The sequence below is a fragment of the Variovorax sp. GW821-FHT09B01 genome, from assembly GCF_059418345.1.
Window position 1 is genome coordinate 183,677 of sequence record NZ_JBWKPQ010000004.1, and the last position, 22,111, is coordinate 205,787.

Genomic DNA, 22,111 nt, shown 5'->3' on the forward strand with positions numbered 1-22,111 from the left:
GACGGATGCCGTGACCCGGCTCGTTTTTGGCGAGGCCGGGTTTTTCATTTCATGTCCTCGTTGGTCGTCACTCCCCAGTCGATGCAGTTCGCGGGCCCGCTGGCCCTGCGCAGCGGCGCGACCATCGGCAGCTACACGCTCGCCTACGAAACCTACGGCACGCTCAACGCGCAGCGCAGCAATGCGGTGCTCGTGTGCCACGCCCTCAACGCCTCGCACCACGTCGCGGGCGTCTACGAGGGCCAGGCCCGCTCCGCGGGCTGGTGGGACAACATGGTCGGGCCCGGCAAGCCGCTGGACACCGACCGCTTCTTCGTCATCGGCGTCAACAACCTCGGCTCCTGCTTCGGCTCCACCGGGCCGATGCACGTGAACCCCGCGACCGGCCGCGTCTACGGCGCCGACTTCCCGGTGGTCACGGTCGAGGACTGGGTCGACGCCCAGGCCGCGCTGCTCGACGCGCTCGGCATCCGCACGCTCGCGGCGGTGATGGGCGGCAGCCTCGGCGGCATGCAGGCGCTGTCGTGGACGCTGCAGTACCCCGAGCGCGTGCGCCACGCGGTGGTGGTCGCCAGCGCGCCCAACCTCACGGCCGAGAACATCGCCTTCAACGAGGTGGCGCGCCGCGCCATCGTGACCGACCCCGACTTCCACGGCGGCCACTTCTACGAGCACGGCGTGATCCCCAAGCGCGGCCTGCGCATCGCCCGCATGATCGGCCACATCACCTACCTCAGCGACGACGTCATGAACGCGAAGTTCGGGCGCCTGCTGCGCAACGCGGTCGAGGGCGAGGCGGCCCGCGACGACGCGGCCTACCGCTATTCCACGCAGGAGATCGAGTTCCAGATCGAGAGCTACCTGCGCTACCAGGGCGACAAGTTCAGCGAGTACTTCGACGCCAACACCTACCTGCTCATCACGCGCGCGCTCGACTACTTCGACCCCGCGCGCGAGCACGGCGGCAACCTCACGGCCGCGTTCGCGCGCGCCAGCGCCAAGTTCCTGCTCGTGAGCTTCAAGACCGACTGGCGCTTCTCGCCCGCGCGCAGCCGCGAGCTGGTGAAGGCGCTGCTCGACAACCGCCGCAACGTGAGCTACGCCGAGATCGACGCCCCGCACGGCCATGACGCCTTCCTGCTCGACGACGTGCGCTACATGGGCGTGGTGCGTTCCTACTTCGAGCGCGTGGCCCAGGAGATCGCATCGTGAGCGACAACGACATCCAGCGTCACATCGCCGCGCTCGTGCCCGAGGGCTCGCGCGTGCTCGACCTCGGCTGCGGCGACGGCGCCCTGCTCGCGCTGCTGCAGCGAGAACGCGGCTGCACCGGCTACGGCGTCGAGATCGCAGACGGCAACGTGCTGCAGTGCATCCGCCGCGGCGTCGACGTGATCCAGCTCAACCTCGACGAAGGCCTGGCGATGTTCGACGACGCCACCTTCGACGTGGTGCTGCAGATCGACACCCTGCAGCACCTGCGCAATGCCGAGGTGATGCTGCGCGAGACCGCGCGCGTGGGCCGCTTCGGCATCGTGGCCTTCCCCAATTTCGCGCACTGGCCCAACCGCATCAGCGTGGCGCGCGGCCGCATGCCGGTCACGCGGCGGCTGCCCTACCAGTGGTACGACACGCCCAACATCCGCGTGGGCACCTTCAAGGACTTCGAGGTGCTCGCGCGCAAGAACAACCTGCGCGTGCTCGATGCCTTCGGCCTGCAGGACGGTCGCGACGTGCGCTGGCTGCCCAACGCGCGCGCGAGCACCGCGGTGTTCAAGTTCGAGCACGGGGGCTGAAGTCGCCCCGCCGCCCATGGCGTTCACGCTCGCCCAGCCGGTCCACAGCGAACTGCTGATCAAGAAGAGCCGCTTCATCGGCTGCGTGCAGTCCGTGCCCGACCGCGAGGCGGCGCTGGCCGTCGTCGCCGCGCTGCGCGCCGAACACCCGGGCGCGGCCCACGTGTGCTGGGCGCTGATGGCCGGCGGCCAGTCGGCCGCCAACGACGATGGCGAGCCGGGCGGCACCGCGGGCCGGCCGATGCTCGAGGTGTTGCGCCACCAGCAGATCGAAGGCGCGCTCGCGACCGTGGTGCGCTACTTCGGCGGCGTGAAGCTCGGCGCGGGCGGGCTGGTGCGCGCCTACACCGACAGCATCGCGCAGGCGCTGACCGGCGCACGGCTGGTGCCGCTGGTGCGCCTGCGCACGCTGCGCTGCGAAGTGCCCTATGCGCTCGAGGGCCTGGTGCGGCGCGAGCTGGCCGCGGCCGGCGCGGTGCTCGAATCGGTGGCGCATGCCAGCACGGTGGCCTTCGTCTTCGCGCTGCCCGAGACCGCGGCCGAGGCCTTCATCGCGCGCCTCGACGATGCTGCCCAAGGGCGCGTCGCCTGGCCGCGGGCGTGAGCCGCTTGCGCGGCACGGCCGGCGCATCGGCCGCGTCGGGCGCCAGCGCCGTCATCGCGAGCACGCCGCGCGACGCCAGCGGCAAGGCCGCCGCGCCGCCCTCGTCGTCGAAGGGCCGTCGCGCCATCTCGGCCGTCACGATGCCGGTGGGCACCGCGAGCACGCCCCAGCCCAGCAGCATCATCACCGAGGCGATCGCGCGGCCCAGGTCGGTCTTGGGCACCAGGTCGCCGAAGCCCACGGTGGCCATGGTCGAGATCGCCCAGTACACCGCCACCGGGATGCTGGTGAAGCCGTGCTGCGGGCCCTCGACCACGTACATCAGTGTGCCCATCACCAGCACCACCAGCATCACGAAGCCGACGAACACGGTGATCTTGCGGCGGCTGGCCGCCACCGCCGAGACCAGCGCGCGGTACTCGGCCGAATAGCGCGAGAGCTTGAAGATGCGGAACACGCGCAAAAGCCGCAGGATGCGCACGTCGATCAGGTAGGCGAGCTCGGGCGTGAGGATGGCCAGGAAGGTCGGCAGCAGCGCCAGCAGGTCGATCACGCCGTAGAAGCTCAGCGCATAGCGCAGCGGCCGCTTCACGCAGGCCAGGCGGCCCAGGTACTCGAGCGTGAAGAGCGCCGTGAAGAACCATTCGAGCACGCTGAAGGTCGAGCCCCAGCGCTGGTGGATCGGCTGGACGCTGTCGAGGATCACCACTGCCACGCTGGTCACGATCACCGCGATCAGCACCAGGTCGAACAGCCGGCCCGCGCGCGATTCGGATTCGAAGATCACCGAGAACAGCGAGCGGCGCCAGCCGCGCTCGGGCTTGCCGAAGCGCGCGTCGCCGGCCGCGGCCTCGGCCGTGAGGGAAGCGATGGTGTCTCTCGAGAGGAAGGTCGTCATGGTGGCGGGTCGCTGGTGGGCTGCGGCGCATTGTCGATGCGCACGTGCATCGTTCGGGTCGGAGTCCGTCGCATACAGCGCGAACTGCGGGAACTTCCCGCGCTTCGCGCACCCGTGAAAGACATCGTCCTTTGTGGTTGGCACCGCCAGCGAATCGGGCGATGATGGCGCGCGACCGATTTATTCGGTTACGCCTCTTGCGCAATGAAGTGCAGGAGGCCTCCAGCGCATTCTTACGATAGTCCTTTTCATGAGGAGCTCTCTTTTGGCCACTTCTTCCTCCCCTTTCTTCGGCAAGCGCGAACGCGAAAACGATGCATTGACCTCCAGGCCCGCGCCGCTCGTGGGCTCGGGCACCAACCTCTCGGGCTCCCCCGTCAATCCCTCCTCGTTGACCGCCCAGGCCGGCCTCAATGCCGCCGCCGCCGCACCCGCCGTGAAGGAAGGCGGCAGCAAGCTCACCGTCGGCCCCAACATCAAGCTCAAGGGCGTCGAGATCACCGATTGCGACACGCTCGTGGTCGAAGGCCTGGTCGAGGCCACCATGGATTCGCGCCTGATGCAGATCGCCGAACAGGGCGAGTTCAAGGGCTCGGCCGAGATCGACATCGCCGAGATCCGCGGCGTGTTCGATGGCAACCTCACGGTGCGCGAGAAGCTCGTGATCCATTCGACCGGCAAGGTCACGGGCAAGATCCGCTACGGCAAGATCGTGATCGAGGAAGGCGGCCAGATCTCGGGCGAGATCAGCTTCGGCGCCAAGCCCGCGGTGCAAGCCGCGGCCTGATCGGCCGTTCCCGATCGCCACGTGGGCCGGGTCAGGCTTTCTTCGAAGCCGCCCCGGTCTTCGTTTTTTTGGCCGCCGTGCCCGCCGCCTTCTTCGCGGCAGCCGGCGGCTTCGGCGTTTTGGGCGCCTTCGGTGCCGCTGCCGGTTCTTCCACCGGTGCCGGCGCTTCCCAGCCCAGGCGCTTGAGCAATTCCGCCGCCGCTGCCGGTGCGCGCTCCTTCGCGCCGTTGATGAAGTAGACGAACACCTCGCGCGGCTTCGCGGTGGTTCCGGCCCAGCCCTGCGCGCGTTCGGCCCAGTCGTCGAGCGCTTTCGCCGCATAGCCGGTCTTCTGCTTCGCGTCGGCCATCATGAGCCGCGCATAGGCGAACTCGCCCTCGGGCTCCTCGAAGGACGGAAACTTGTCGGCGTCGGTGAAGACGGTCGACACCTTGTGCTTTTTCGCGAGCGCCTTGTAGGCCGGCACGATGAAGCTCTCGTGGCGCACGTCCATCACGTGGCGCAGCGGCGTGCTGCCCTCCTTCTTCGGCAGCAGCTCGAGGAAGGCCTCGAAGTCCTCGGCATCGAACTGCTTGGTCGGCATGAACTGCCAGACGATCGGCCCGAGCTTGGGGCCGAGCTCGGTCACGCCGCTGTCGATGAAGCGGCGGATCGATTCGCCCGCGGTCGAAAGCAGCTTGCGGTTGGTCGCGAAGCGCGAGGCCTTCATCGAGAACACGAAGCCCTCGGGCGTGTCGTCGCGCCACTTGCGGAAGTTGTCGGGCTTGAAGGTGCTGTAGTAGGTGCCGTTGATCTCGATCGCGCTGACGTGGCGGCTCGCGTAGTTCAGTTCCTTCGCGTGCGCGAGCCCCTTGGGGTAGAAGTTGTCGCGCCAGGGCTCGTAGGTCCAGCCGCCGATGCCCACCTTGATCCGAGTCGTCGATGCCTTGCTCACGTCGCCCTCCAGGTTGATCGACCGCACTCTACGCGCCCGCGGCCATGGGCGCAAAATGCGGCTTTTGTCTCGCCACCCCACCGCGGAGAACCCCGATGAACGCTCCCCTGCACCGCGAAATCCCCGCCGGCCTGCTCGACGCCGAGCGGGCCCTGTCCGACGTCACCGCCCAGTGGGACGGCGACATCGTGCGCCAGCTCACCGACTACATCGCCATTCCGGCCAAGTCGCCGGGCTTCGACAAGGAATGGTCGGCCCACGGCCACCTCGAAACCGTGCTGCGCAATGCCGCGGCCTGGGTCGAGGCGCAGAAGGTCGAGGGCCTGAAGCTGGAGATCGTGCGCCTCGAGGGCCGCACGCCGGTGCTGTTCTTCGAGGTGCCCGCCACCGGCACCGATATGCGCGAGACCGTGCTGATGTACGGCCACCTCGACAAGCAGCCCGAGTTCACCGGCTGGCGCAACGACCTCGGCCCCTGGACGCCGAAGTACGAGAACGGCCTGCTCTACGGCCGCGGCGGCGCCGACGATGGCTACGCGGTCTACGCCAGCATCGCGGCGCTGCAGGCCATCAAGCGTCAGGGCACGGCCCATCCGCGCATCGTCGGCCTGATCGAGACCTGCGAGGAGAGCGGCTCCTACGACCTGCTGCCCTACGTCGACGCGCTGCGTCCGCGCCTGGGCGAGGTCGAACTGGTGATCTGCCTCGACTCGGGCGCCGGCAACTACGACCAGCTGTGGCTCACCACCTCGCTGCGCGGCATGGCCAGCGGCACGCTCAAGGTCGAGGTGCTGACCGAGGGCATCCACTCGGGCGATGCCTCGGGGCTCGTGCCCTCGAGCTTCCGCATCATGCGCCAGGTGCTCGACCGCCTCGAGGACAGCGCCACCGGCCGGCTGCTGCCCGCGAGCTTCCATTGCGAGGTGCCGCCCGACCGGCTGGCGCAGGCCAAGGCCACGGCCGCGATCCTCGGCGAGGAGGTCTACAAGCGCTTCCCGTGGGCGCACTACGACTGCGGCGGCTCCACCATGTTCGCACTGCCGACCACCACCGACCCGGTCGAGGCGCTGCTCAACCGCACCTGGAAGCCCACGCTGTCGGTGACCGGCGCCGAGGGCTTCCCGGCGCTGAAGGACGCGGGCAACGTGCTGCGCCCCTACACCGCCTTCAAGCTCTCGCTGCGGCTGCCGCCGCTGGTCGACGCGGCCGAGGCGGTCGGCAGCCTCAAGGCCCTGCTCGAGGACAACGCGCCCTACCAGGCCCGCGTGACCTTCGAAAGCAACGGCGGCGCCACCGGCTGGAACGCGCCCACCATCACGCCGTGGTTCGAGGACGCGCTCAACAAGGCCTCGCGCGCCCACTTCGGCGCCTCCTGCGGCTACATCGGCCAGGGCGGCACGATCCCGCTGATGAACATGCTGAGCGCCGGCTTCCCGACCGCGCAGATGATGGTCTGCGGCGTGCTCGGCCCGAAGAGCAATGCCCACGGCCCGAACGAGTTCCTGCACGTGCCCTACGCCAAGAAGCTCACGGCCGCCGTGGCCGAGGTGATCGCGGCGCTGCCGGCCGCGCACCGCGCCGCGCAGGAAGCCCCGGCGGCCGCGTGAACCCGCGGGCCGCGTTGCCCGAGCCGCAGCGCGTGTCGCTCGCCGCGCCCGGCGGCGAAACGCTGGTGCTGCGCCGCCTGCCCGCGCCGGGCCCGGCGCGCGCCGTGGTCGTGCTGGTGCACGGCCTCGGCGAGCATGCCGGCCGCTACCACGCGCTGGCCGAGCGGCTGCATGGCTGGGGCTTCGCCGTCTGGGCCCATGACCACCATGGCCATGGCGCCTCGAGCGGCGCGCGCGGCGGCCTGCCGAGCGAGCTGCGGCTGGTCGACGACCTCGCGCTCGTGATCGACGATGCGCGCGCCGCCAACCCGGGCCTGCCGCTGGTGCTGCTGGGCCACAGCCTGGGCGGGCTGGTCGCGGCGAGCCTGGTGGCGCGCGGCGTGCGGCCGGTCGATGGACTGGTGCTCTCGTCGCCGGGGCTCGATCCGGGCCTGAGCGGCTTCCAGAAGCTGCTGCTCGCGGTGCTGCCGCGCATCGCCCCCAACCTGCGCGTGGGCAACGGGCTCGACGACAACTTCCTCTCGCACGACCGCGCCGTGGTCCAGGCCTACCGCGACGATCCGCTGACCCACGACCGCATCGGCAGCCGGCTCGCGCGCTTCCTGGCCTACGAAGGCGAGACCGTGCTGCGCGCGGCGCCGCGATGGCCGGTGCCCACGCTGCTGCTGTACGCGGGCGACGACCGGCTCGTGAAGCCGGCCGCGAGCCGGGCCTTCGCGCAGGCCGCCGCGGCCAGCGGGCAGGTCGAGGCGCATGGCTTCGAGACGCTCTATCACGAGCTCTTCAACGAACTCGAGGCACAGCCGGTGTTCGACGCGCTCGAGCGCTGGCTGGAGCGGCGCTTTCCCGCCGCGGCCTGAGCGCGGGCGTTCAGGGCGTCGGCGCCCACACCGCGCGCTGCAGGTCGCGCTCGACCTCGCTCCACGCGATCGGCGCCACGTCGCCGAGGCAGTGGCCCTCGGCGCCCTCGAGCGCCACGCCCGCCACCGTCTGCTGCGCTTTCGGATCGGCCGCGCCCTGCACGTACCAGCCCTCCTCGACCTGCAGCCAGATCGCCAGGCCTTCGCCCACCGGCTTGCCGAAGCGATGGACCATTCCGCCGTCGCCAATCTCGCGTTGCCAGCCGCGCGCTTCCAGGCCGAGCAGGCCGGCATTCGTCACCGTGCGGCCGGTCCACTGCGGCAGCGCGCGTTGCGTGCGCAGCGCCGGATCGAGCGTGAAGTGCGCCCGCGCGAGCTGCTCGAAGGGCTGCACGATCTCGTAGTCGGCCAGCACCGAGGCCCAGGCGGTCGCCAGCGCGGGGTCGCGCGCCGCGAACTCGAGCGGGTGCGCGATGCCGATGCGCGCGCCCTCGTCGTCGGGCAGCGCGAAGGGATCGTCGTGCGGATCGACCAGTTCGCCCTCGGCGCTCACGCGGAAGCTCGCCTCTAGCGAGCCGTTCCCGCCGAACAGCCCCCACACCAGCTGCCGAACGAACACGCGCATCACCGGATGCCGCACCAGGAAGGCCATGAACTCGCCGTGCGTCCAGCGCCGCTGCTCGCACATCGCGGCCTCGAGCCGGCGCAACTGCGTGGCCGCGACGGTCTTCGCCAGCTTGCGCAGTTCCTTGAGCTGCTCGGTCGCGGCGGCGGCCAGCGCCGCATCGTCGGCGGCATTGGGCTTGGGCAGCGCCTTCAGCGGCTTGCCCGCGTCGTCGCGCAGCAGCGGCTGCAGGCGGTCGTCCATCTGCAGCGCGAAGCGCCGCGGGCCGAAGTCGAGCGCCAGGCCCGCGCGCGCATCGAGCCCGAGCTCGGGCACCGTGCGGTCGGCCAGCTGCGCCAGGCTCAGGCCGCGCTGCGCCGCCACCTCGTCGAGCAGCGCCGAGGCCCGCGCGTTGAGGTCGGCGTAGCGCGTCTGGCGCGCGAGCTCGCCCAGGTGCATCAGCGCGGCGTCGCTGCCGATCTCGCCGAGCATCGCGAGCGCGTCGTAGGCGCGCACGCGGTCGAGCGCCGCGCGCCACTGGCGCAGCAGGCTCGCGAGCTGGCGCGCGGTCTCGTCGTCGCCGAGCCGGCCCTGCAGCGCGAACATCCAGCGCTCCTTGCTTGGCCGGCCATTACCGATCCACCAGGCCAGCAGCGCACGTGCGAAACGTGCCAGCGCCTCGGGCGCGACCGCGGCCTGCAGCGCCGCGAGCCCCGGATACGGCGTCTCGGGCTTGCCGAGTGCCATCGTCATCAGCACGTCGGGCAGCAGCGACAGGGGCAGCGCCCGCGTGGCGTCCTCGGCGAGCACCAGGCGCGGCAGGGTCGACAGCGGCAGCGACTTCGGCAGCACCGGCAGCGTCTCGGGCAGCAGATGTTCGGGCGCGATGGCGAGCAACTGCGACACGGCCTCGGCCGCGACCGGGCCATGGGCCGCGGCCTGCGCGCGGACCGCATCGGCATGGCCGGCTTCGTGCAGCCAGCGCAGCGCGGCCTGCGCCGCATCGCGTGCGATGCCCGGTGCACCGAGCGCGTCGGGCACCAAGCCACGCGCGGCGGCCTCGGGATAGCGGCCGAGCCAGGCACAGGCTTCCTGCCGCACCCAGCGGTTGCCGTGGAAGCCCTTGGCGATCCAGGGCGCGAGCCGGTCCCATTCGATCACCGCGGCCAGCTCGAACATGGCGCGCGAGCCTTGCTTCAGATAGGGCGGCAGGCCCGGCAGCGCGGCCGTGCCGAAGCGGTGCAGCAGCGGCCGCAGGTAGCTCGCGTCGCCCATGTAGTGGCTCGCGGGTGGCAGCCGCGCGAACACCGCCATCGCCAGCGGCTCGGGCAATTGCCAGAGCTGGTCGCCGCAGTTCCACGAGTCGCCGGGCGGTTGGCCGAAGTCGTCCGCCGACAGGCTGGCGCCGTGGTCGCGGAGCGCGTCCTCGATGCGCTCGGCCTTCAGGCCCAGCATCCACAGCGCCTTGCGCGGGCGGTCCCAGGCCCGGGCCTCGGGTGGCGGCTGCGTCGTGTGGTGCGGACGCGGGTACTCGGCCAGCTGGCGTTCGCCGCGCTGCTGCGCCTCGCGCACTTCATCGGCCAGCCACTGCGCGGGTTCGCCGCCGACCGGCGGATAGCGCCGCGGCACCGCGTGCTGCCAGTGCAGGCGCGCGGTCTGTTCGACGGCATCGAGCGCCAGCACTGGAATCGCGGGCAGCGCTTGCCTGTCCCTCCAGGGCGGTGCGCGCAGGAAGGCCGGCCACTGCGCGGGTTCGGCATCGGCCAGTCCGCCGCCGTCGTCGGCCTGCAGCCGCGCGAGCGCCTTGCGCTGGGGCTCGTCGCAGGCCGCTTCGAGCGGCGCCTGCCATTCGGGATGCGCGGCCAGCAGTTCGAGCACCAGCGCCGCGCCGGCCTGGTGGCGCGCCGGGTTGGCCGCCAGCAGTTCGCGCAGCACCAGCAGCGGCCAGCGCTCGGCCTGCTTCGCAAGCGCCGTCTTGCATTCGGGATGCCGGACCTGCCCCACGAGGAAGCGCACCGCGTCGGCATGGTGGATCGCGAGCAGGTCGGCCAGCGCTTCCTTGCGTGGCGCGGGCTCGAGGAACAGCGGCAGCGCGCCGGCGCCATGCAGCTCGAGCACGCGCAGCCTTTCCGGCCGCTGCTGCCAGGCGGGCTGCGGGTGGCGGCCGATGTGGTCGAGCTGCTCATGCAGCGGCTGGTTTTCGGACAGCGTGGCGCCGCACTGGCGGCAGGGCGTGTTGCGGAATTCGGCGAGCGCGCCGCGCATCGCCGCCGTCCAGCGGACCGTGCCATCGGGCAACGCGCCCGGATCGTCGCCCTGCTTCCCCTTGCGGCCAGCCGCCATCGCCTCTCCCTGTGGTTGATGCGGGCGGGATTGTCGGGGATGGCCGTGACCGCTTCAGGCCGTGGTGCGTGCGCGCCGGCGCGTGTGCGCGAGCCACAGCAGCGCGGCGCCGGTCAGCGCCACCGGCACCAGCGAACCGAGGTTCAGCAACTGCCAGCCCTGGGTCGTCACCAGCACGCCCGAGGCGAAGGAGGTCAGCGCCAGCGTCGCGAACACGCAGAAGTTGAGCGCGCCCTGGGCCCGGTCGCGCTCCTCGGCCGTGTAGGCGGTCAGCGACAGCGTGGTGCTGCCGGTGAAGAGGAAATTCCAGCCCACGCCGAGCAGGCACAGCGCGATCGCGAAATGCCGCAGCTCCACGCCCGACAGCGCGACCGCGATGCAGGCCAGGTTCAGCAGCAGCCCCGCGCCCATCACCGGCAGCGCGCCGAAGCGGCGGATCAGGTGGCCGGTGAAGAAGCCCGGCGCGAACATGCCAATCACATGCCATTCGAGCACCAGCGCCGCGTCCTCGAACGGCAGGCTGCAGATCTGCATCGCGATCGGCGTCGCGGCCATCAGCAGGTTCATCACGCCGTAGCCGAGCGCGCCCGCGGCGGCGGCCACGATGAACACCGGCTGCCGCGCGATCTCGGCCAGCGGCCGTCCGCCGCCCTGCGCGCGCGCCGGCGGCGCGGGGAACTCGATGAAGCGCATGAGCGCCATCGACAGCAGCGCCACCAGCGCGAGCGCGAGATAGGCGCCCGCGAAGGGCACGGCGAACATCTGGCGCGTGGCGGCCGCGAGGTTCGGGCCGGCCACCGCGCCGATCAGCCCGCCGGCCATCACCAGCGAGACCGCCTTCTCGCGCCAGTCGGGCGCGGCGAGCTCGGCCGCCGCGAAGCGGTAGAGCCCCGCGTTGGCGTTGTAGTAGCCCGCGACCACGGTCGCGAAGCACAGCAGCCAGAAGTCCTTCGAGAACGCCGCATAGGCGCACAGCAGCGCCGAGCCCAGCGCCACGGCCAGGCCGATCTGGAACGCGCCGCGCCGGCCGAACCGGCGCTGGCTGCGCACCACGAGCCCGGTGGCGAGCGCGCTGCCGACCACGTAGCCCATCACCGGCAGCGTCGCCATCCAGCCGCGCGGCGCGATCGCGAGGCCGACCAAGCCGTTGATCGCGATGAAGGTGACGTTGTTGGTCAGGAACAGGCCCTGGCAAATGGCGAGCAGCCAGAGGTTGCGATTCATGGGGGAGGAAGCGGCACGGGGGTTGCGGACGATGGGCGAGCCCGCGGTTCTACGCGAACGGGCCGGGCTGCGCCAGCGGGCCAAAAAAAAGCGCCCTCGCGGGCGCCGAATCCTTGATCCGCTTCTTGCAATTCAGGACTGCCGGCCTTGCAGCAGGCCGCTGAGCGAACCCAGCAGATCTTCATGGTTGCCGAGCCCCTGCTCGGGCACCTTGCCGTGCGGCGTGAGCTGATCGATCAGTGCCGGCAGCATGGTGGCGAGCATCGGCAGCAGGGTCTGCGCATTGATGCCGAGCTTCGAGGCGATGTTGGCGATGGTGTCGCCGCCCAGTGCGTCCTGCAGCTGGCCGCCCGAGACCGGCAGGTTCTCACCCTTGCCGACCCACGAGCCGATGACGTCGCCGAGGCCCGCCTGCTCGAATTTGGAAACCAGGCCGCCGAGGCCGCCTGCACCGCCGTTGTTGGCGAGCAGGCCGCCCAGCGCGCCGGCCAAGCCTCCCAGATCGCCCAAGCCGCCGAGTCCTCCGCTTTGGGGCTGCTGCTGTTGCGCAGCGCCTCCAAGCACCTGACCGAGTACCGAGTCGAGCAATCCCATGGCTTTTTCCTTGGTGTGTGACAGAACCGCGGGATTTTCCCAGGCGGTGGAATGTTGCCGAAATCTTGCTTGCTGACTTTCGGCTTACAACGTGACAAATTACTTGGTACGTGCCGCGCGTTTGGGCAGCAGGGCCGGACTCACGCCCGGAACGCCGACCAGGCCGAGCACGGTGACCAGCGAATTCTGCGCGCCTTTCCATCCATCTGTCACGTCGATCCACTCGTTGGTCGAATGGGATCCGCCCGACTTGCCGCCGCCGCCGATGATGATCGCGGGGATGCCCAGCGAGATCGGCACGTTCGCATCGGTGCTGCCGCCGCGCAGCAGCGTCTTGTGGCCGAAGGCGCTGTTCGAGCGCACCGCTGCCTCCACGATCACCGAGTCGGTCGGCGTGCGGCCGCCGGGCCGGTCGCCGATCAGCTTGGTGCTCACGCTCAGCGTGTTCACGTTCCAGCGCTTGTTCTCCTCGGCCACGGCTTCGTCGAGCGTGGCCAGGATCTTCTTCTCGGCCTCGAGCAGCGAGGCCATGTCGTCCGAGCGGATGTCGATCGCCATGCGCGCATCGGGCGCGATGGTGTTGACCGAGGTGCCGCCGCCGACCGTGCCGACCGTGAAGGTGGTCTTGGGGAAGCTGGGCGTGCGCACCTCGGCGATCTTGGCGATGGCGCGGCCCATGCCGTGGATCGCGCTGGGCACCTGGCCGAAGGCGCCGAAGCTGTGGCCGCCCGGGCCCTTGAAGTTCACCTCGTAGCGATGGCTCGCGGTGCCCAGCACCAGCACGTGGCCGTCGGGCGAAGGCTCGAGGCCGACCATGCCGTCGATGTCGAGGTGGTCGCGGAAGATCGCCTTCATGCCGCGCAGGTTGCCCAGTTCTTCCTCGCCGACGTTGGCGACGAACAGCAGGTCGCCCTGCGTCTGGACCTTGTTCTCGTTGAGCACCTTGAGCCAGGACAGCAGCACGGACAGCCCGCGCGTGTCGTCGGCGATGCCGGGCGCATAGAGCTTGCCGTCGCGTTCCTTGACCTTCACGTCGGTGCCGGCCGGGAACACGGTGTCGAGATGGGCCGAGACCAGCAGCTTCGGGCCGTGGCCCGTGCCCTTGCGCAGGCCGACCACGTTGCCTTCGGCGTCGATGCGCGCATCCGGCAGGCCGAGGGCCTTCATGCGCGCGAGGAAGGCCTCGGCGCGCTTCTGTTCCTTGAACGGCGGCGCTTCGATCTCGGTCATCGTCTTCAGCTCTTCCACCGTGCGCTCGTGGTCGGCCTTCACCGCCTCGAGCAGCTTCTGGATCGCGGGCGCCGCCATCAGCTGCGTGTAGGCCCGGTCGACCTCGGGGCTCACCTGCGCCGGCGTAGGTGCCACCGGCGCGCTCTGCGCCCTGGCGAGCTGAACGGTGCCGAAAGCCGCCAGTGCGACGGCGAAGGTCAGCGGGGCGAGCCGGGGCGCGCGAAGCGGTCGATGCATGGGCGAAGGATCCTTTGGAAACGATGCAATGGAACGTGACGCTCCATTGTTCCGAAAGGCCCGCGCTCGCGCGTCGCGGAAAACACCCAGGAGGATGCGGGCCGCCGGCTCAGGCGAGCCGCACCAGCGCCGCGAGCGCGGCGGTCTCGGCGCGCAGCACGCGCGGGCCCAGCGTCACGGGCGCGAAGCCGCGCGCGATGGCCTCGGCCTCCTCGGTGCCGCTCAGGCCGCCCTCGGGGCCGCTGAGCACCTGCACCGCGGCCGGGTCGCCACCGGCTTGCGCGAGCGCGTCGCCGAGCGCGCGCGTGCCCTCGGCCAGGCTCAGCACGAGGCGCAGTGCCGGGCCGTGCCCGCCATCGTCCGGCGCCGCATCGAGCCAGCCGGAAAACGGCCGCACCGGATGGATCATCGGCACCCGGTTGCGCCCGCACTGCTCGCAGGCCGCGATCGCGATGGCCTCCCAGTGCGCGCGTTTCTTCTCGGCGCGCTCGCCGGCCAGCCGCAGCACGCCGTGCGCCGTGACCAGCGGCTGGATGCTCGCCACGCCGAGCTCGGTGGCCTTCTCGACCAGCCAGTCCATGCGTTCGTTGGCCGGCATGCCGACCGCCAGGTGCACGGCGCGCGCGGCCTCGCTCTCGCGCGCCGTGTGCGCACCGACGACCACGCTGACCTCGCTGCGGCCCATGCGATCGACCGTGGCCGCGTACTCGCCGCCGCTGCCGTCGAACAGCGTGATGGCATCGCCGGGTTGCAGCCGCAGCACCTGCACGTGGCGCGCGGCACCGGGCGGCAACGCCAGCGTGGCGCCGGCATGCAGTGGAACGGAGCAGTGAAAACGCGGCATTGCTATGAGATTCGTAGCTGCATTCCCATGTTGCATGGGCGATACAGCGTCTCTTTCTTCAGATTTCGTTCAGCGCTTCTTCAGCGATCAGACCCGGCCGTAGGCGAAGCCGGTGGTCGCGGTCGTGCCCTCGACCTCGTCGATCACCCGCAGCAGCGGCGTGAGTTCGCTGTAGCGGCTGGCGGTGGCGCGGATGTAGGCGATGAAACGCGGCGTGTCGGCGAGGTAGCGCGGCTTGCCGTCGCGCAGCGTGAGCCGCGCGAAGATGCCCGCGACCTTGAGGTGGCGCTGCAGGCCCATCCACTCGACCGCGCGGTAGAAGGCGCCGAAGTCCTCGTCGACCGGCAGGCCGGCCTTGCGGGCCTTCTGCCAGTAGCGCACGGTGATGTCGAGCACGAACTCCTCGTCCCAGCTCAGGAAGGCATCGCGCATCAGGCAGGCGATGTCGTAGGTGATCGGGCCGTAGACGGCGTCCTGGAAATCGAGCACGCCCAGCGGCGTCTTCGCGCGCTCGGCAAGCGTGTCGCCCGGCGCCACCATGAGGTTGCGCGGCATGAAGTCGCGGTGCACGTAGACGCTGGCCGCGGCGAGGTTGCTGTCGACGATCAGCTTGAAGCTGCGCTCCAGCCGTTCCTTCAGCTTGCCCTCGATGGCGACGCCGCGGTGGCGGCCCAGGTACCACTCGGGAAACAGCGACAGCTCGCGCTCGAGCAGCGCCCGGTCGTAGGGCGGCAGCACGCCGGGCTTCGAGGAGAGCTGCCAGCGGATCAGCGCGTCGATCGCCTGGTCGTAGAGCGGGCGGCTGGTGTCGGGCTGCTCGGGGTCGAGCACCTCGAGCATGGTCTGGCGGCCCAGATCGTCGAGCAGCAGGAAGCCGTGGGGCTGGTCCCATTCGAGCACCCGCGGCGCATGCACGCCGGCCTCGGCCATGAGCTGCGCCACCTGGACGAAGGGCGCGCTGTTTTCCTTGTCGGGCGGCGCGTCCATCACGATGCGCGTGCCCTCGGGGCCGGTGCCGTCGACGCGGAAGTAGCGGCGGAAGCTCGCGTCGGCGGAGGCGAGCCGCACGGTGTCGGGCAACAGGCGATGCGTCGTCGCGATGCCGGCAAGCCAACCCCGGAACGCTTCGGCCCGTTGCGGATCAGTCCAGGAAATGGCCCCATGGAGGGCTGGGGCCGTGGAGGCCGGGGGCGGGGGTGCTGTCATGGATAATCGATTCTACAAACCGCCTGGCACGGCAACCTCTGCGATCGGCGCCCGATCGGACCGGTTCGCCGCCGGCTCCTGCAACCGGCCGGCCTGCCGCGCCGCCTCCCCCGACGTTTCCTTTGTCCGAACCGATGCCTACGAATCCATGCCCCGACGCCTGGCACCTTGTGCGCTCGCTGCCTTCCTCGGGAGGACGCCGGGCTCTTCTCGGAACGGATCGGCGGGAGGCCTGATGAGCCGACGAGTCGACGTGCGCCGTTCCGGCCCGCCGCTGCCGCTGGCCCTCCTGACGCTGGCGCTGCTGCACGCGCATGGCGCGTCGGCGCAGGGAACGGGCCTGGACGGCCCGCTCACGCTCAAGCGCACGCCCCAGCTCGCCGAAACCATTCCGCCGCTGCTGCGCAGCCAGCTGCCCAGCCTCGTGAGCGGCGACCGCATCTCGGGCCGGCCCGACCTCGAGACCGTGGTGGAAGGCAATGCCAGCCTGCGGCGCGGCGAAACTTCCATCACCGCCGACCGCCTCGAGTACTACCAGCCCGACGACCGCGCGCGTGCCACGGGCAACGTGCGCGTCAACCAGGCCGGCAACGTCTACGAGGGTCCCGAGCTCGAGCTCAAGCTCGAGACCTTCGAGGGCTTCTTCAACAACGTGCGCTACTCCTTCCTTGCCAATGGCGGGCACGGCGACGCGCAGCGCATCGACTTCGTCGACACCAACGTGTCGGTCGCGCGCCAGGCCACCTACACCACCTGCCGCCGCGAGGACTTCCCCGGCTGGATGCCCGCGTGGATCCTGACCGCCGCCTCGCTCACCACCGACACCGAGGAGAACGTGGGCGTCGCCAAGGACGCGCGGATGAGCTTCATGGGCATCACCACGCCGGCGCTGCCCAGCCTGAGCTTCCCGCTGTCGAACGAGCGCAAGAGCGGCCTGCTGCCGCCCACCATCGGCATCGACAACACCAACGGCATCGAGTATTCGCAGCCGTACTACTGGAACATCGCGCCGAACCGCGACGCCACCATCACGCCGACGCTGATGTCCAAGCGCGGCATCAACCTGGGTTCGGAATTCCGCTATCTCGAAAAGGAATACAACGGCACGATCCGGCTCGACCTGATGGGCAGCGACCGGCTGCTGGGCCAGCGCTTCAACGAAGCCCGTGCCTCGCAGCTGCAGCAGCTGGCCAACGGCCAGATCCAGGCCAAGGACCTCGACCTGCGGCCGCAGCCGAGCTCCAAGCGCTGGGGCATCTGGGCCAACCACCACCAGAATTTCGATGCCAAGGCGCTCGGCCTCGATTCGCTCTCGGCCACCATCAACATCAACCGCGTCAGCGACGACGACTACTGGCGCGACTTCACCCGCACGCCCACGCTGTCGCAGCGCCTGCTGCCCAATGACGCCTCGCTCAACTGGAGCAAGGGCGACTGGAGCGGCGTGGTGCGCGCGCTGCGCTACCAGACGCTGCAGTACAGCCTGGCGCCGATCGTGCCGTCGTACGACCGGATGCCGCAGATCACGGCCAACTACAACAAGTACGACTGGGGCGGCTTCGACTTCTCCTTCACCACGGACTACACGCGCTTTCGCGTGAACCGCATCGCCGCCGGCCAGCCCGGCTACGACGCGATCCAGCAGTCGCAGCCCGACGGCGACCGGCTGTATGCCGTGGCGGCGCTGAGCCGGCCCTTCATCACGCCGAGCACCTTCGTCATTCCGAAGGTGCAGCTGCACGCCACCTCGTACAGCTACTACGTGCCGCAGGCCGACATCCCGAAGCTCACGCTCAACGGCGTGCAGTACGTGAACGGCATTCCGTACGACCCGAGCTCGCCGGTGTTCTGGCCCACCTCGTCGAACCGCACGGTGCCGACCTTCAGCCTCGACAGCGGCCTGATCTTCGAGCGCGACGCGAGCTTCTTCGGCCGCGCCTTCCGCCAGACGCTGGAGCCGCGCGCCTACTACGTCTACACGCCCTACCGCGACCAGAGCAAGCTGCCGAACTACGACACGGCCGCCAACGACTTCAGCTTCGCGACCATCTACACCGAGAACGCGTTCTCGGGCAACGACCGCATCTCCGACACCAACACGCTCACCATGGGCGTGACCTCGCGGCTGATCGATCCCGACACCGGTGCCGAGGCCGCGCGCTTCGGCGTCGCGCAGCGCCTGCGCTTCGCCGACCAGCGCGTCACGCTGCCGGGCGCGAATCCGGTCACGGACCGCGCGAGCGACCTGCTGCTGGGCGGCCAGATCAACTGGACGCCCAAGTGGAGCCTGGACACGGTCATCCAGTACAACCCCGACACCCGCAAGTCCACGCGCAGCGCCATCAGCGCGCGCTACAACCCGGCGCCCTATCACAACGTGAACATCGCGCTGCGCTACCAGGCGCCCAGCGATGCCTACCTCGCGGCCAAGGCGCTGAACCCGAACACCACCACCGTCAACGACGGCAGCAAGTCGATCGACGTCGGCTGGCAATGGCCGCTCAACGACTTCTGGGGCGACAAGGGCAAGGACCTCGGCCCCGGCAAGGGCCAGGGCGGCGGACGCTGGTACGCGGTGGGTCGTCTGAACTACGATCTGCAGGACCGCAAGCTCACCGACGGCGTCCTCGGCGTCGAGTACGACGGCTGCTGCTGGATCGGGCGCGTGGTGCTGCAGCGCGTCAGCACCGGCCAGGTGACGGCCAACACCCGCATCATGTTCCAGCTCGAATTCGTCGGTTTCGCCGCCATCGGCTCGAGCCCGATGCAGGCGCTGCGCACCAACATCCAACGCTACCAGCCCCTGCGCACACCGGTCGAAGGGCCGAGCCGCTTCACCAATTACGACTGAGACGAGAGACCGAGCAACGCCATGAAACACATCCGTTCCATTCTCAGCCTGGCCTGCCTCGCCGCGCTGGCCGCAACTGCCGGCGCCCAGCAGGGTTTCCGCTCCGGCGGCGGCATCACCGACATCATGCGCGCCGGTCCGCGCCTGGCACCGCCGGCCGCCCGGCCCGCCGCGCCGGCCGCACCGGTGCAGCGCTCGGCCGAGTTCATCGTCGCGCTGGTCAATTCCGAACCGATCACCAACACCGAGGTGCTGACCCGCGTGCAGCGGCTGATCCAGGAGAACCCCGACGCCGAGCGCGTGCCGCGCCCCGAACTCGGGCGCATGGTGCTCGAGCGGCTGATCTCCGAGCGCGCGCAATTGCAGCTCGCGAAGGAAACCGGCATCAAGGTCGACGAGATCGCCATCGACCAGGCCGAACAGACCGTCGCGCGCCAGAACCAGCTGACCCTGCCCGAGCTGCGCCAGCGCGTGGCCGCCGAAGGCATCAGCCTGCAGGCCTTCCGCAACGACCTGCGCGACCAGCTCCTGCTCACGCGCCTGCGCGGCCGCGAGGTCGATTCGAAGGTCAAGGTCAGCGACGCCGAAGCCGACCAGTTCCTGCAGGACCAGCGCAACAGCGGTGGCAAGGGCGATCCGTCCATGCTGAACCTCAACCTCGCGCAATTGCTGGTGGCCGTGCCCGAGAACGCCACCGACGCGCAGGTGGCGCAGGCGCAGCAGAAGGCCCAGGGCCTGGCGCAGCGCGCGCGCGCCGGCGAGGACTTCTCCAAGCTGGTGCAGAGCAACTCCGACGCCCCCGATCGCGCCAATGGCGGCGCGCTCGGCATGCGCACCGCCGACCGCTATCCGCCGCTGTTCGTCGAGGCCGTCCAGTCCACGGCCGTGGGCGGCATCGTCGGGCCGGTGCGCTCGTCCGCCGGCTTCCACGTCGTCAAGGTGATCGCCAAGGAACAGGTCGGCTCGGCCGACGCGGTGGTCACGCAGACCCATGCGCGCCACATCCTGCTGCAGAACGACCCCAAGCGCACCACCGAGCAGGCGGTGGCGCAGCTGGCCGAATTCAAGCGGCGCATCGAGGCCAGCGGCGGCAGCGTCGACTTCGCCAGCCTGGCGCGCGACAACTCGCAGGACGGCAGCGCCAAGGACGGCGGCGACCTCGGCTGGGCTCGCCCGGGCATGTACGTGCCCGAGTTCGAGGAAGCCATGAACCGCCTCGCGCCGGGCCAGATCAGCGATCCCGTGGTGTCGCGCTTCGGCGTCCACCTGATCCAGGTGCTCGAGCGCCGCAACGTCAAGCCGAGCCAGGACGAGCAGCGCGAAGCCGCCCGTGCCGTGCTGCGCGACCAGCGCACCGAGGAAGCCTTCAACACCTGGGCGCAGGAAGTGCGCGCGCGCGCCTACGTCGAGTTCCGCGAGCCCCCGCAGTCCTGATCGACACACGATGGCGCACATTCCCAGGAAGCGCTTCGGCCAGCACTTCCTGTCCGACGGCGGCATCATCGACGCGATCGTGCGCGAGATCGCGCCGCAGCCCGGCGACCCCATGGTCGAGATCGGTCCCGGCCTCGCGGCGCTCACGCAGCCGCTGGTCGAGCGGCTCGGCCGGCTCACCGTGATCGAGCTCGACCGCGACCTCGCCAAGCGGCTGCGCAGCCATCCGCAGCTCGAGGTGGTGGAGTCCGACGTGCTCAAGGTCGACTTCGCGGCGTTGGCGGCGAAGGTGCCGACCACCGCGCTGCGCGTGGTCGGCAACCTGCCCTACAACATCTCCACGCCGATCCTCTTTCACCTGCTGGGCTATGCCCACCTGGTGGCCGACCAGCACTTCATGCTGCAAAAGGAAGTGATCGACCGCATGGTGGCGCGGCCCGCCACCTCGGACTACAGCCGCCTGAGCGTGATGCTGCAGTGGCGCTACGAGATGGAGAACGTGCTGTTCGTGCCGCCCGAGAGCTTCGATCCGCCGCCGCGCGTCGACAGCGCCGTGGTGCGCATGGTGCCGCTGGCCGCGCCGCCGGCGGTCGATGCGAAGCGGCTCGAGGAGATCGTGCAGGTCGCGTTCAGCCAGCGCCGCAAGCTGCTGCGCCACACGCTCGGCAAATGGCTCGACGAGCATGGCTTCGCCGGCGAATTCGACACGCAGCGGCGCGCCGAGGAAGTGCCGGTCGACCAGTACGTGGCGCTGGCGCAGACGCCGGGGCTCGGCTGAAGCGACCGAGCCGTTGCGCGGGCCGCGAGAGAAACGAAAAAACCCGTCGATGACGGGTTTTTTCTTGCGGTGCCGGGACGCGCCCGGCGAGCGCTTCTTTCTTCTTGATTACGCCGCGGCGAGCCAGTAACCCGCGTTGAACGGGCTGCTCATGCGCAAGGCCAGCGGCGAGACGTCGACCAGTTTGTCGGTCGGCATTTTTTCGCCGGTGGGTTCGTCGGTCGCGGTGGCCGTCACCGCGGGGGGGACGGTCGCCGGGTCGATCTGGATGCCATCGAGGGTTGCCGCGCTGGTCGGCTGGGCCTCGTTCGCCCGTTCTGCTTGGCTGGTTTGTGCAGAACGGGCTACAGAAAAGAATAGAAGCACCGGAAGGGCACCTTGCGGTCGCCCCAGTAGTCCGACGCGTCGCGGAAGATGTCGAGCAGCTGCTCGCGCGCTTCCTTGTCGAACTTGCCGTTGGCCGGGATCTGTTCGAGAACGATCACGAAACCGGGCTGCGGGCCCGATTTATGCAACGGATCGGTCATGCAGTCGTACAGCGCGTCGAAGTTCTTGCCGAAGTGCGCCGGAAAGGTGAACTGCTGGGCGATCAGGTCGAGCACGTCCTGCTTGGTCTGTGCGTTGCCGAGGTTGGCATACAGGAAGTGCTGGCCCGCCGCGTTGGCGGCGTCCTGCAGGTCGCTCACGCGGAACGCGCGAATCGATTGCACGATGTTCGGGCGTACGGCACGAAGGGATAAAGTCATCTCCGCTGGTCTTTCCATAGTCATCATCATTTCTTCGGGGCGCTTCGGTGCGCCGCTCAAGTCGTTGTCGTCGCTCATGGCGTGATCCGTCTGAAACTCGCGTAGTGGTCCGCCGTGTACCAGCAGGCCTCGGGTGCCGTTCGCTTCTCGCCGCCGCACACGATGCGCCGGGCACCGCGATCGCGCGATCCGGGCGTGCTCACCGTGTACTCGCGATAGTGGCCGCGCTGGGCCGAGGGCAGGAGCCGCTCGCGATTGCCGAACACCGAGCCGTCCTTGTCGTACCGGAAGGGACCGCCGTTCAGGATGGCTTCGTAGGTACGCTGGCCTTGCACCGGCAGCTCGGCCAGCGCAATCGTTTCCTGGGCGGTGGAATTCCCGGCGCCGAACCATCCGCGGGCCTCGGCCCCCGTCGTCGCCAGCGCTGCCAGCATGAAGCCGGTGAGCGCAAACTTAGCGACAGAGGACGTGATCGAGGCGCAAGACGCCATCGCCATAAAGAGGCACCACAAGAAAAGAGCGGGGGGTTCGGAT

At 69.9% G+C, this 22,111-nt stretch carries 20 protein-coding genes; 9 read left to right on the forward strand and 11 right to left on the reverse strand.

Annotated elements, in window-relative coordinates; genetic code table 11:
• The first annotated feature begins 51 nt into the window (after positions 1-51).
• The 3 genes from metX to AC07RV_RS15380 are packed head-to-tail and all read left to right on the forward strand — an operon-like array spanning position 52 to position 2,400.
• On the forward strand, positions 52-1,212 hold the full coding sequence (gene metX, locus AC07RV_RS15370; RefSeq protein ID WP_296775606.1) for a homoserine O-succinyltransferase MetX: 1,161 nt from the start codon (positions 52-54) through the stop codon (positions 1,210-1,212).
• Positions 1,209-1,796, forward strand: coding sequence for a methionine biosynthesis protein MetW (gene metW, locus AC07RV_RS15375; protein WP_057597361.1), 588 nt, complete (start codon positions 1,209-1,211; stop codon positions 1,794-1,796). Before metX ends, metW begins: the two co-directional genes overlap by 4 nt.
• A gap of 16 nt (positions 1,797-1,812) precedes the next feature.
• Complete coding sequence (locus AC07RV_RS15380) at positions 1,813-2,400, forward strand: IMPACT family protein (protein ID WP_296775609.1); 588 nt, start codon at positions 1,813-1,815, stop codon at positions 2,398-2,400.
• Here the strand turns inward: AC07RV_RS15380 and AC07RV_RS15385 are convergent.
• Complete coding sequence (locus AC07RV_RS15385) at positions 2,345-3,298, reverse strand: ion transporter (RefSeq protein WP_296775612.1); 954 nt, start codon at positions 3,296-3,298, stop codon at positions 2,345-2,347. The genes AC07RV_RS15380 and AC07RV_RS15385 overlap by 56 nt on opposite strands.
• A 265-nt stretch (positions 3,299-3,563) precedes the next feature.
• Between AC07RV_RS15385 and AC07RV_RS15390 the strand changes: the two genes are divergently transcribed.
• Positions 3,564-4,085 carry a bactofilin family protein gene (locus AC07RV_RS15390; protein ID WP_256222563.1) on the forward strand — a complete coding sequence of 174 codons (522 nt, stop codon included), beginning with the start codon at positions 3,564-3,566 and terminating at the stop codon, positions 4,083-4,085.
• Between the two features lie 31 nt (positions 4,086-4,116).
• Here the strand turns inward: AC07RV_RS15390 and AC07RV_RS15395 are convergent, their stop codons facing one another.
• Complete coding sequence (locus tag AC07RV_RS15395; RefSeq protein ID WP_296775614.1) at positions 4,117-5,019, reverse strand: DUF72 domain-containing protein; 903 nt, start codon at positions 5,017-5,019, stop codon at positions 4,117-4,119.
• 95 nt (positions 5,020-5,114) lie between these two features.
• On the opposite strand from AC07RV_RS15395, the gene AC07RV_RS15400 reads away from it, so the two are divergent.
• Entirely contained in the window at positions 5,115-6,626 is a 1,512-nt protein-coding gene (locus tag AC07RV_RS15400) for a M20 family metallopeptidase (protein WP_296775616.1), read from the forward strand.
• Positions 6,623-7,486: an alpha/beta hydrolase gene (locus tag AC07RV_RS15405; RefSeq protein ID WP_296775619.1), complete on the forward strand. Its 864-nt coding sequence runs from the start codon at positions 6,623-6,625 to the stop codon at positions 7,484-7,486. Before AC07RV_RS15400 ends, AC07RV_RS15405 begins: the two co-directional genes overlap by 4 nt.
• 10 nt (positions 7,487-7,496) lie before the next feature.
• On the opposite strand, the gene AC07RV_RS15410 is transcribed toward AC07RV_RS15405, so the two are convergent.
• The 6 genes from AC07RV_RS15410 to AC07RV_RS15435 all read right to left on the reverse strand — a co-directional run bounded on the left by AC07RV_RS15410 (position 7,497) and on the right by AC07RV_RS15435 (position 15,768).
• Positions 7,497-10,433 (reverse strand): DUF4132 domain-containing protein, encoded by a 2,937-nt coding sequence (locus AC07RV_RS15410; RefSeq protein ID WP_296775622.1) that lies wholly within the window; start codon positions 10,431-10,433, stop codon positions 7,497-7,499.
• 54 nt (positions 10,434-10,487) lie between these two features.
• The gene (locus tag AC07RV_RS15415) at positions 10,488-11,657 is read right to left on the reverse strand and encodes an MFS transporter (protein WP_296775624.1); all 1,170 of its coding nucleotides are present in this window, start codon (positions 11,655-11,657) and stop codon (positions 10,488-10,490) included.
• Positions 11,658-11,789: 132 nt separating this feature from the next.
• The gene (locus tag AC07RV_RS15420) at positions 11,790-12,251 is read right to left on the reverse strand and encodes a YidB family protein (RefSeq protein WP_093343565.1); all 462 of its coding nucleotides are present in this window, start codon (positions 12,249-12,251) and stop codon (positions 11,790-11,792) included.
• A 99-nt stretch (positions 12,252-12,350) separates the two neighbouring features.
• Entirely contained in the window at positions 12,351-13,718 is a 1,368-nt protein-coding gene (locus tag AC07RV_RS15425; protein ID WP_492714075.1) for a M20/M25/M40 family metallo-hydrolase, read from the reverse strand.
• A 109-nt stretch (positions 13,719-13,827) separates the two neighbouring features.
• Positions 13,828-14,562 carry a 16S rRNA (uracil(1498)-N(3))-methyltransferase gene (locus AC07RV_RS15430; protein WP_296774713.1) on the reverse strand — a complete coding sequence of 245 codons (735 nt, stop codon included), beginning with the start codon at positions 14,560-14,562 and terminating at the stop codon, positions 13,828-13,830.
• Between the two features lie 87 nt (positions 14,563-14,649).
• Positions 14,650-15,768 (reverse strand): aminoglycoside phosphotransferase family protein, encoded by a 1,119-nt coding sequence (locus tag AC07RV_RS15435; protein ID WP_296774715.1) that lies wholly within the window; start codon positions 15,766-15,768, stop codon positions 14,650-14,652.
• A gap of 235 nt (positions 15,769-16,003) precedes the next feature.
• On the opposite strand from AC07RV_RS15435, the gene AC07RV_RS15440 reads away from it, so the two are divergent.
• From AC07RV_RS15440 to rsmA, 3 genes are read left to right on the forward strand one after another with little or no spacing between them, the layout of a single operon-like run.
• Positions 16,004-18,619 (forward strand): LPS-assembly protein LptD, encoded by a 2,616-nt coding sequence (locus tag AC07RV_RS15440; protein WP_208513835.1) that lies wholly within the window; start codon positions 16,004-16,006, stop codon positions 18,617-18,619.
• Positions 18,620-18,640: 21 nt separating this feature from the next.
• Positions 18,641-20,053 (forward strand): peptidylprolyl isomerase, encoded by a 1,413-nt coding sequence (locus AC07RV_RS15445; RefSeq protein ID WP_093343557.1) that lies wholly within the window; start codon positions 18,641-18,643, stop codon positions 20,051-20,053.
• A gap of 10 nt (positions 20,054-20,063) precedes the next feature.
• Positions 20,064-20,831, forward strand: a complete 768-nt coding sequence (gene rsmA / locus AC07RV_RS15450; protein WP_296774718.1) for a 16S rRNA (adenine(1518)-N(6)/adenine(1519)-N(6))-dimethyltransferase RsmA — start codon at positions 20,064-20,066, stop codon at positions 20,829-20,831.
• Between the two features lie 108 nt (positions 20,832-20,939).
• On the opposite strand, the gene AC07RV_RS15455 is transcribed toward rsmA, so the two are convergent.
• From AC07RV_RS15455 to AC07RV_RS15465, 3 genes are read right to left on the reverse strand one after another with little or no spacing between them, the layout of a single operon-like run.
• The gene (locus tag AC07RV_RS15455) at positions 20,940-21,197 is read right to left on the reverse strand and encodes a hypothetical protein (RefSeq protein ID WP_143129161.1); all 258 of its coding nucleotides are present in this window, start codon (positions 21,195-21,197) and stop codon (positions 20,940-20,942) included.
• Complete coding sequence (locus tag AC07RV_RS15460; RefSeq protein ID WP_093344142.1) at positions 21,176-21,601, reverse strand: barstar family protein; 426 nt, start codon at positions 21,599-21,601, stop codon at positions 21,176-21,178. The genes AC07RV_RS15455 and AC07RV_RS15460 overlap by 22 nt, the downstream gene beginning before the upstream one ends.
• A 50-nt stretch (positions 21,602-21,651) precedes the next feature.
• Positions 21,652-22,068 carry a guanyl-specific ribonuclease gene (locus AC07RV_RS15465; protein ID WP_296775086.1) on the reverse strand — a complete coding sequence of 139 codons (417 nt, stop codon included), beginning with the start codon at positions 22,066-22,068 and terminating at the stop codon, positions 21,652-21,654.
• Positions 22,069-22,111 lie beyond the last annotated feature (43 nt).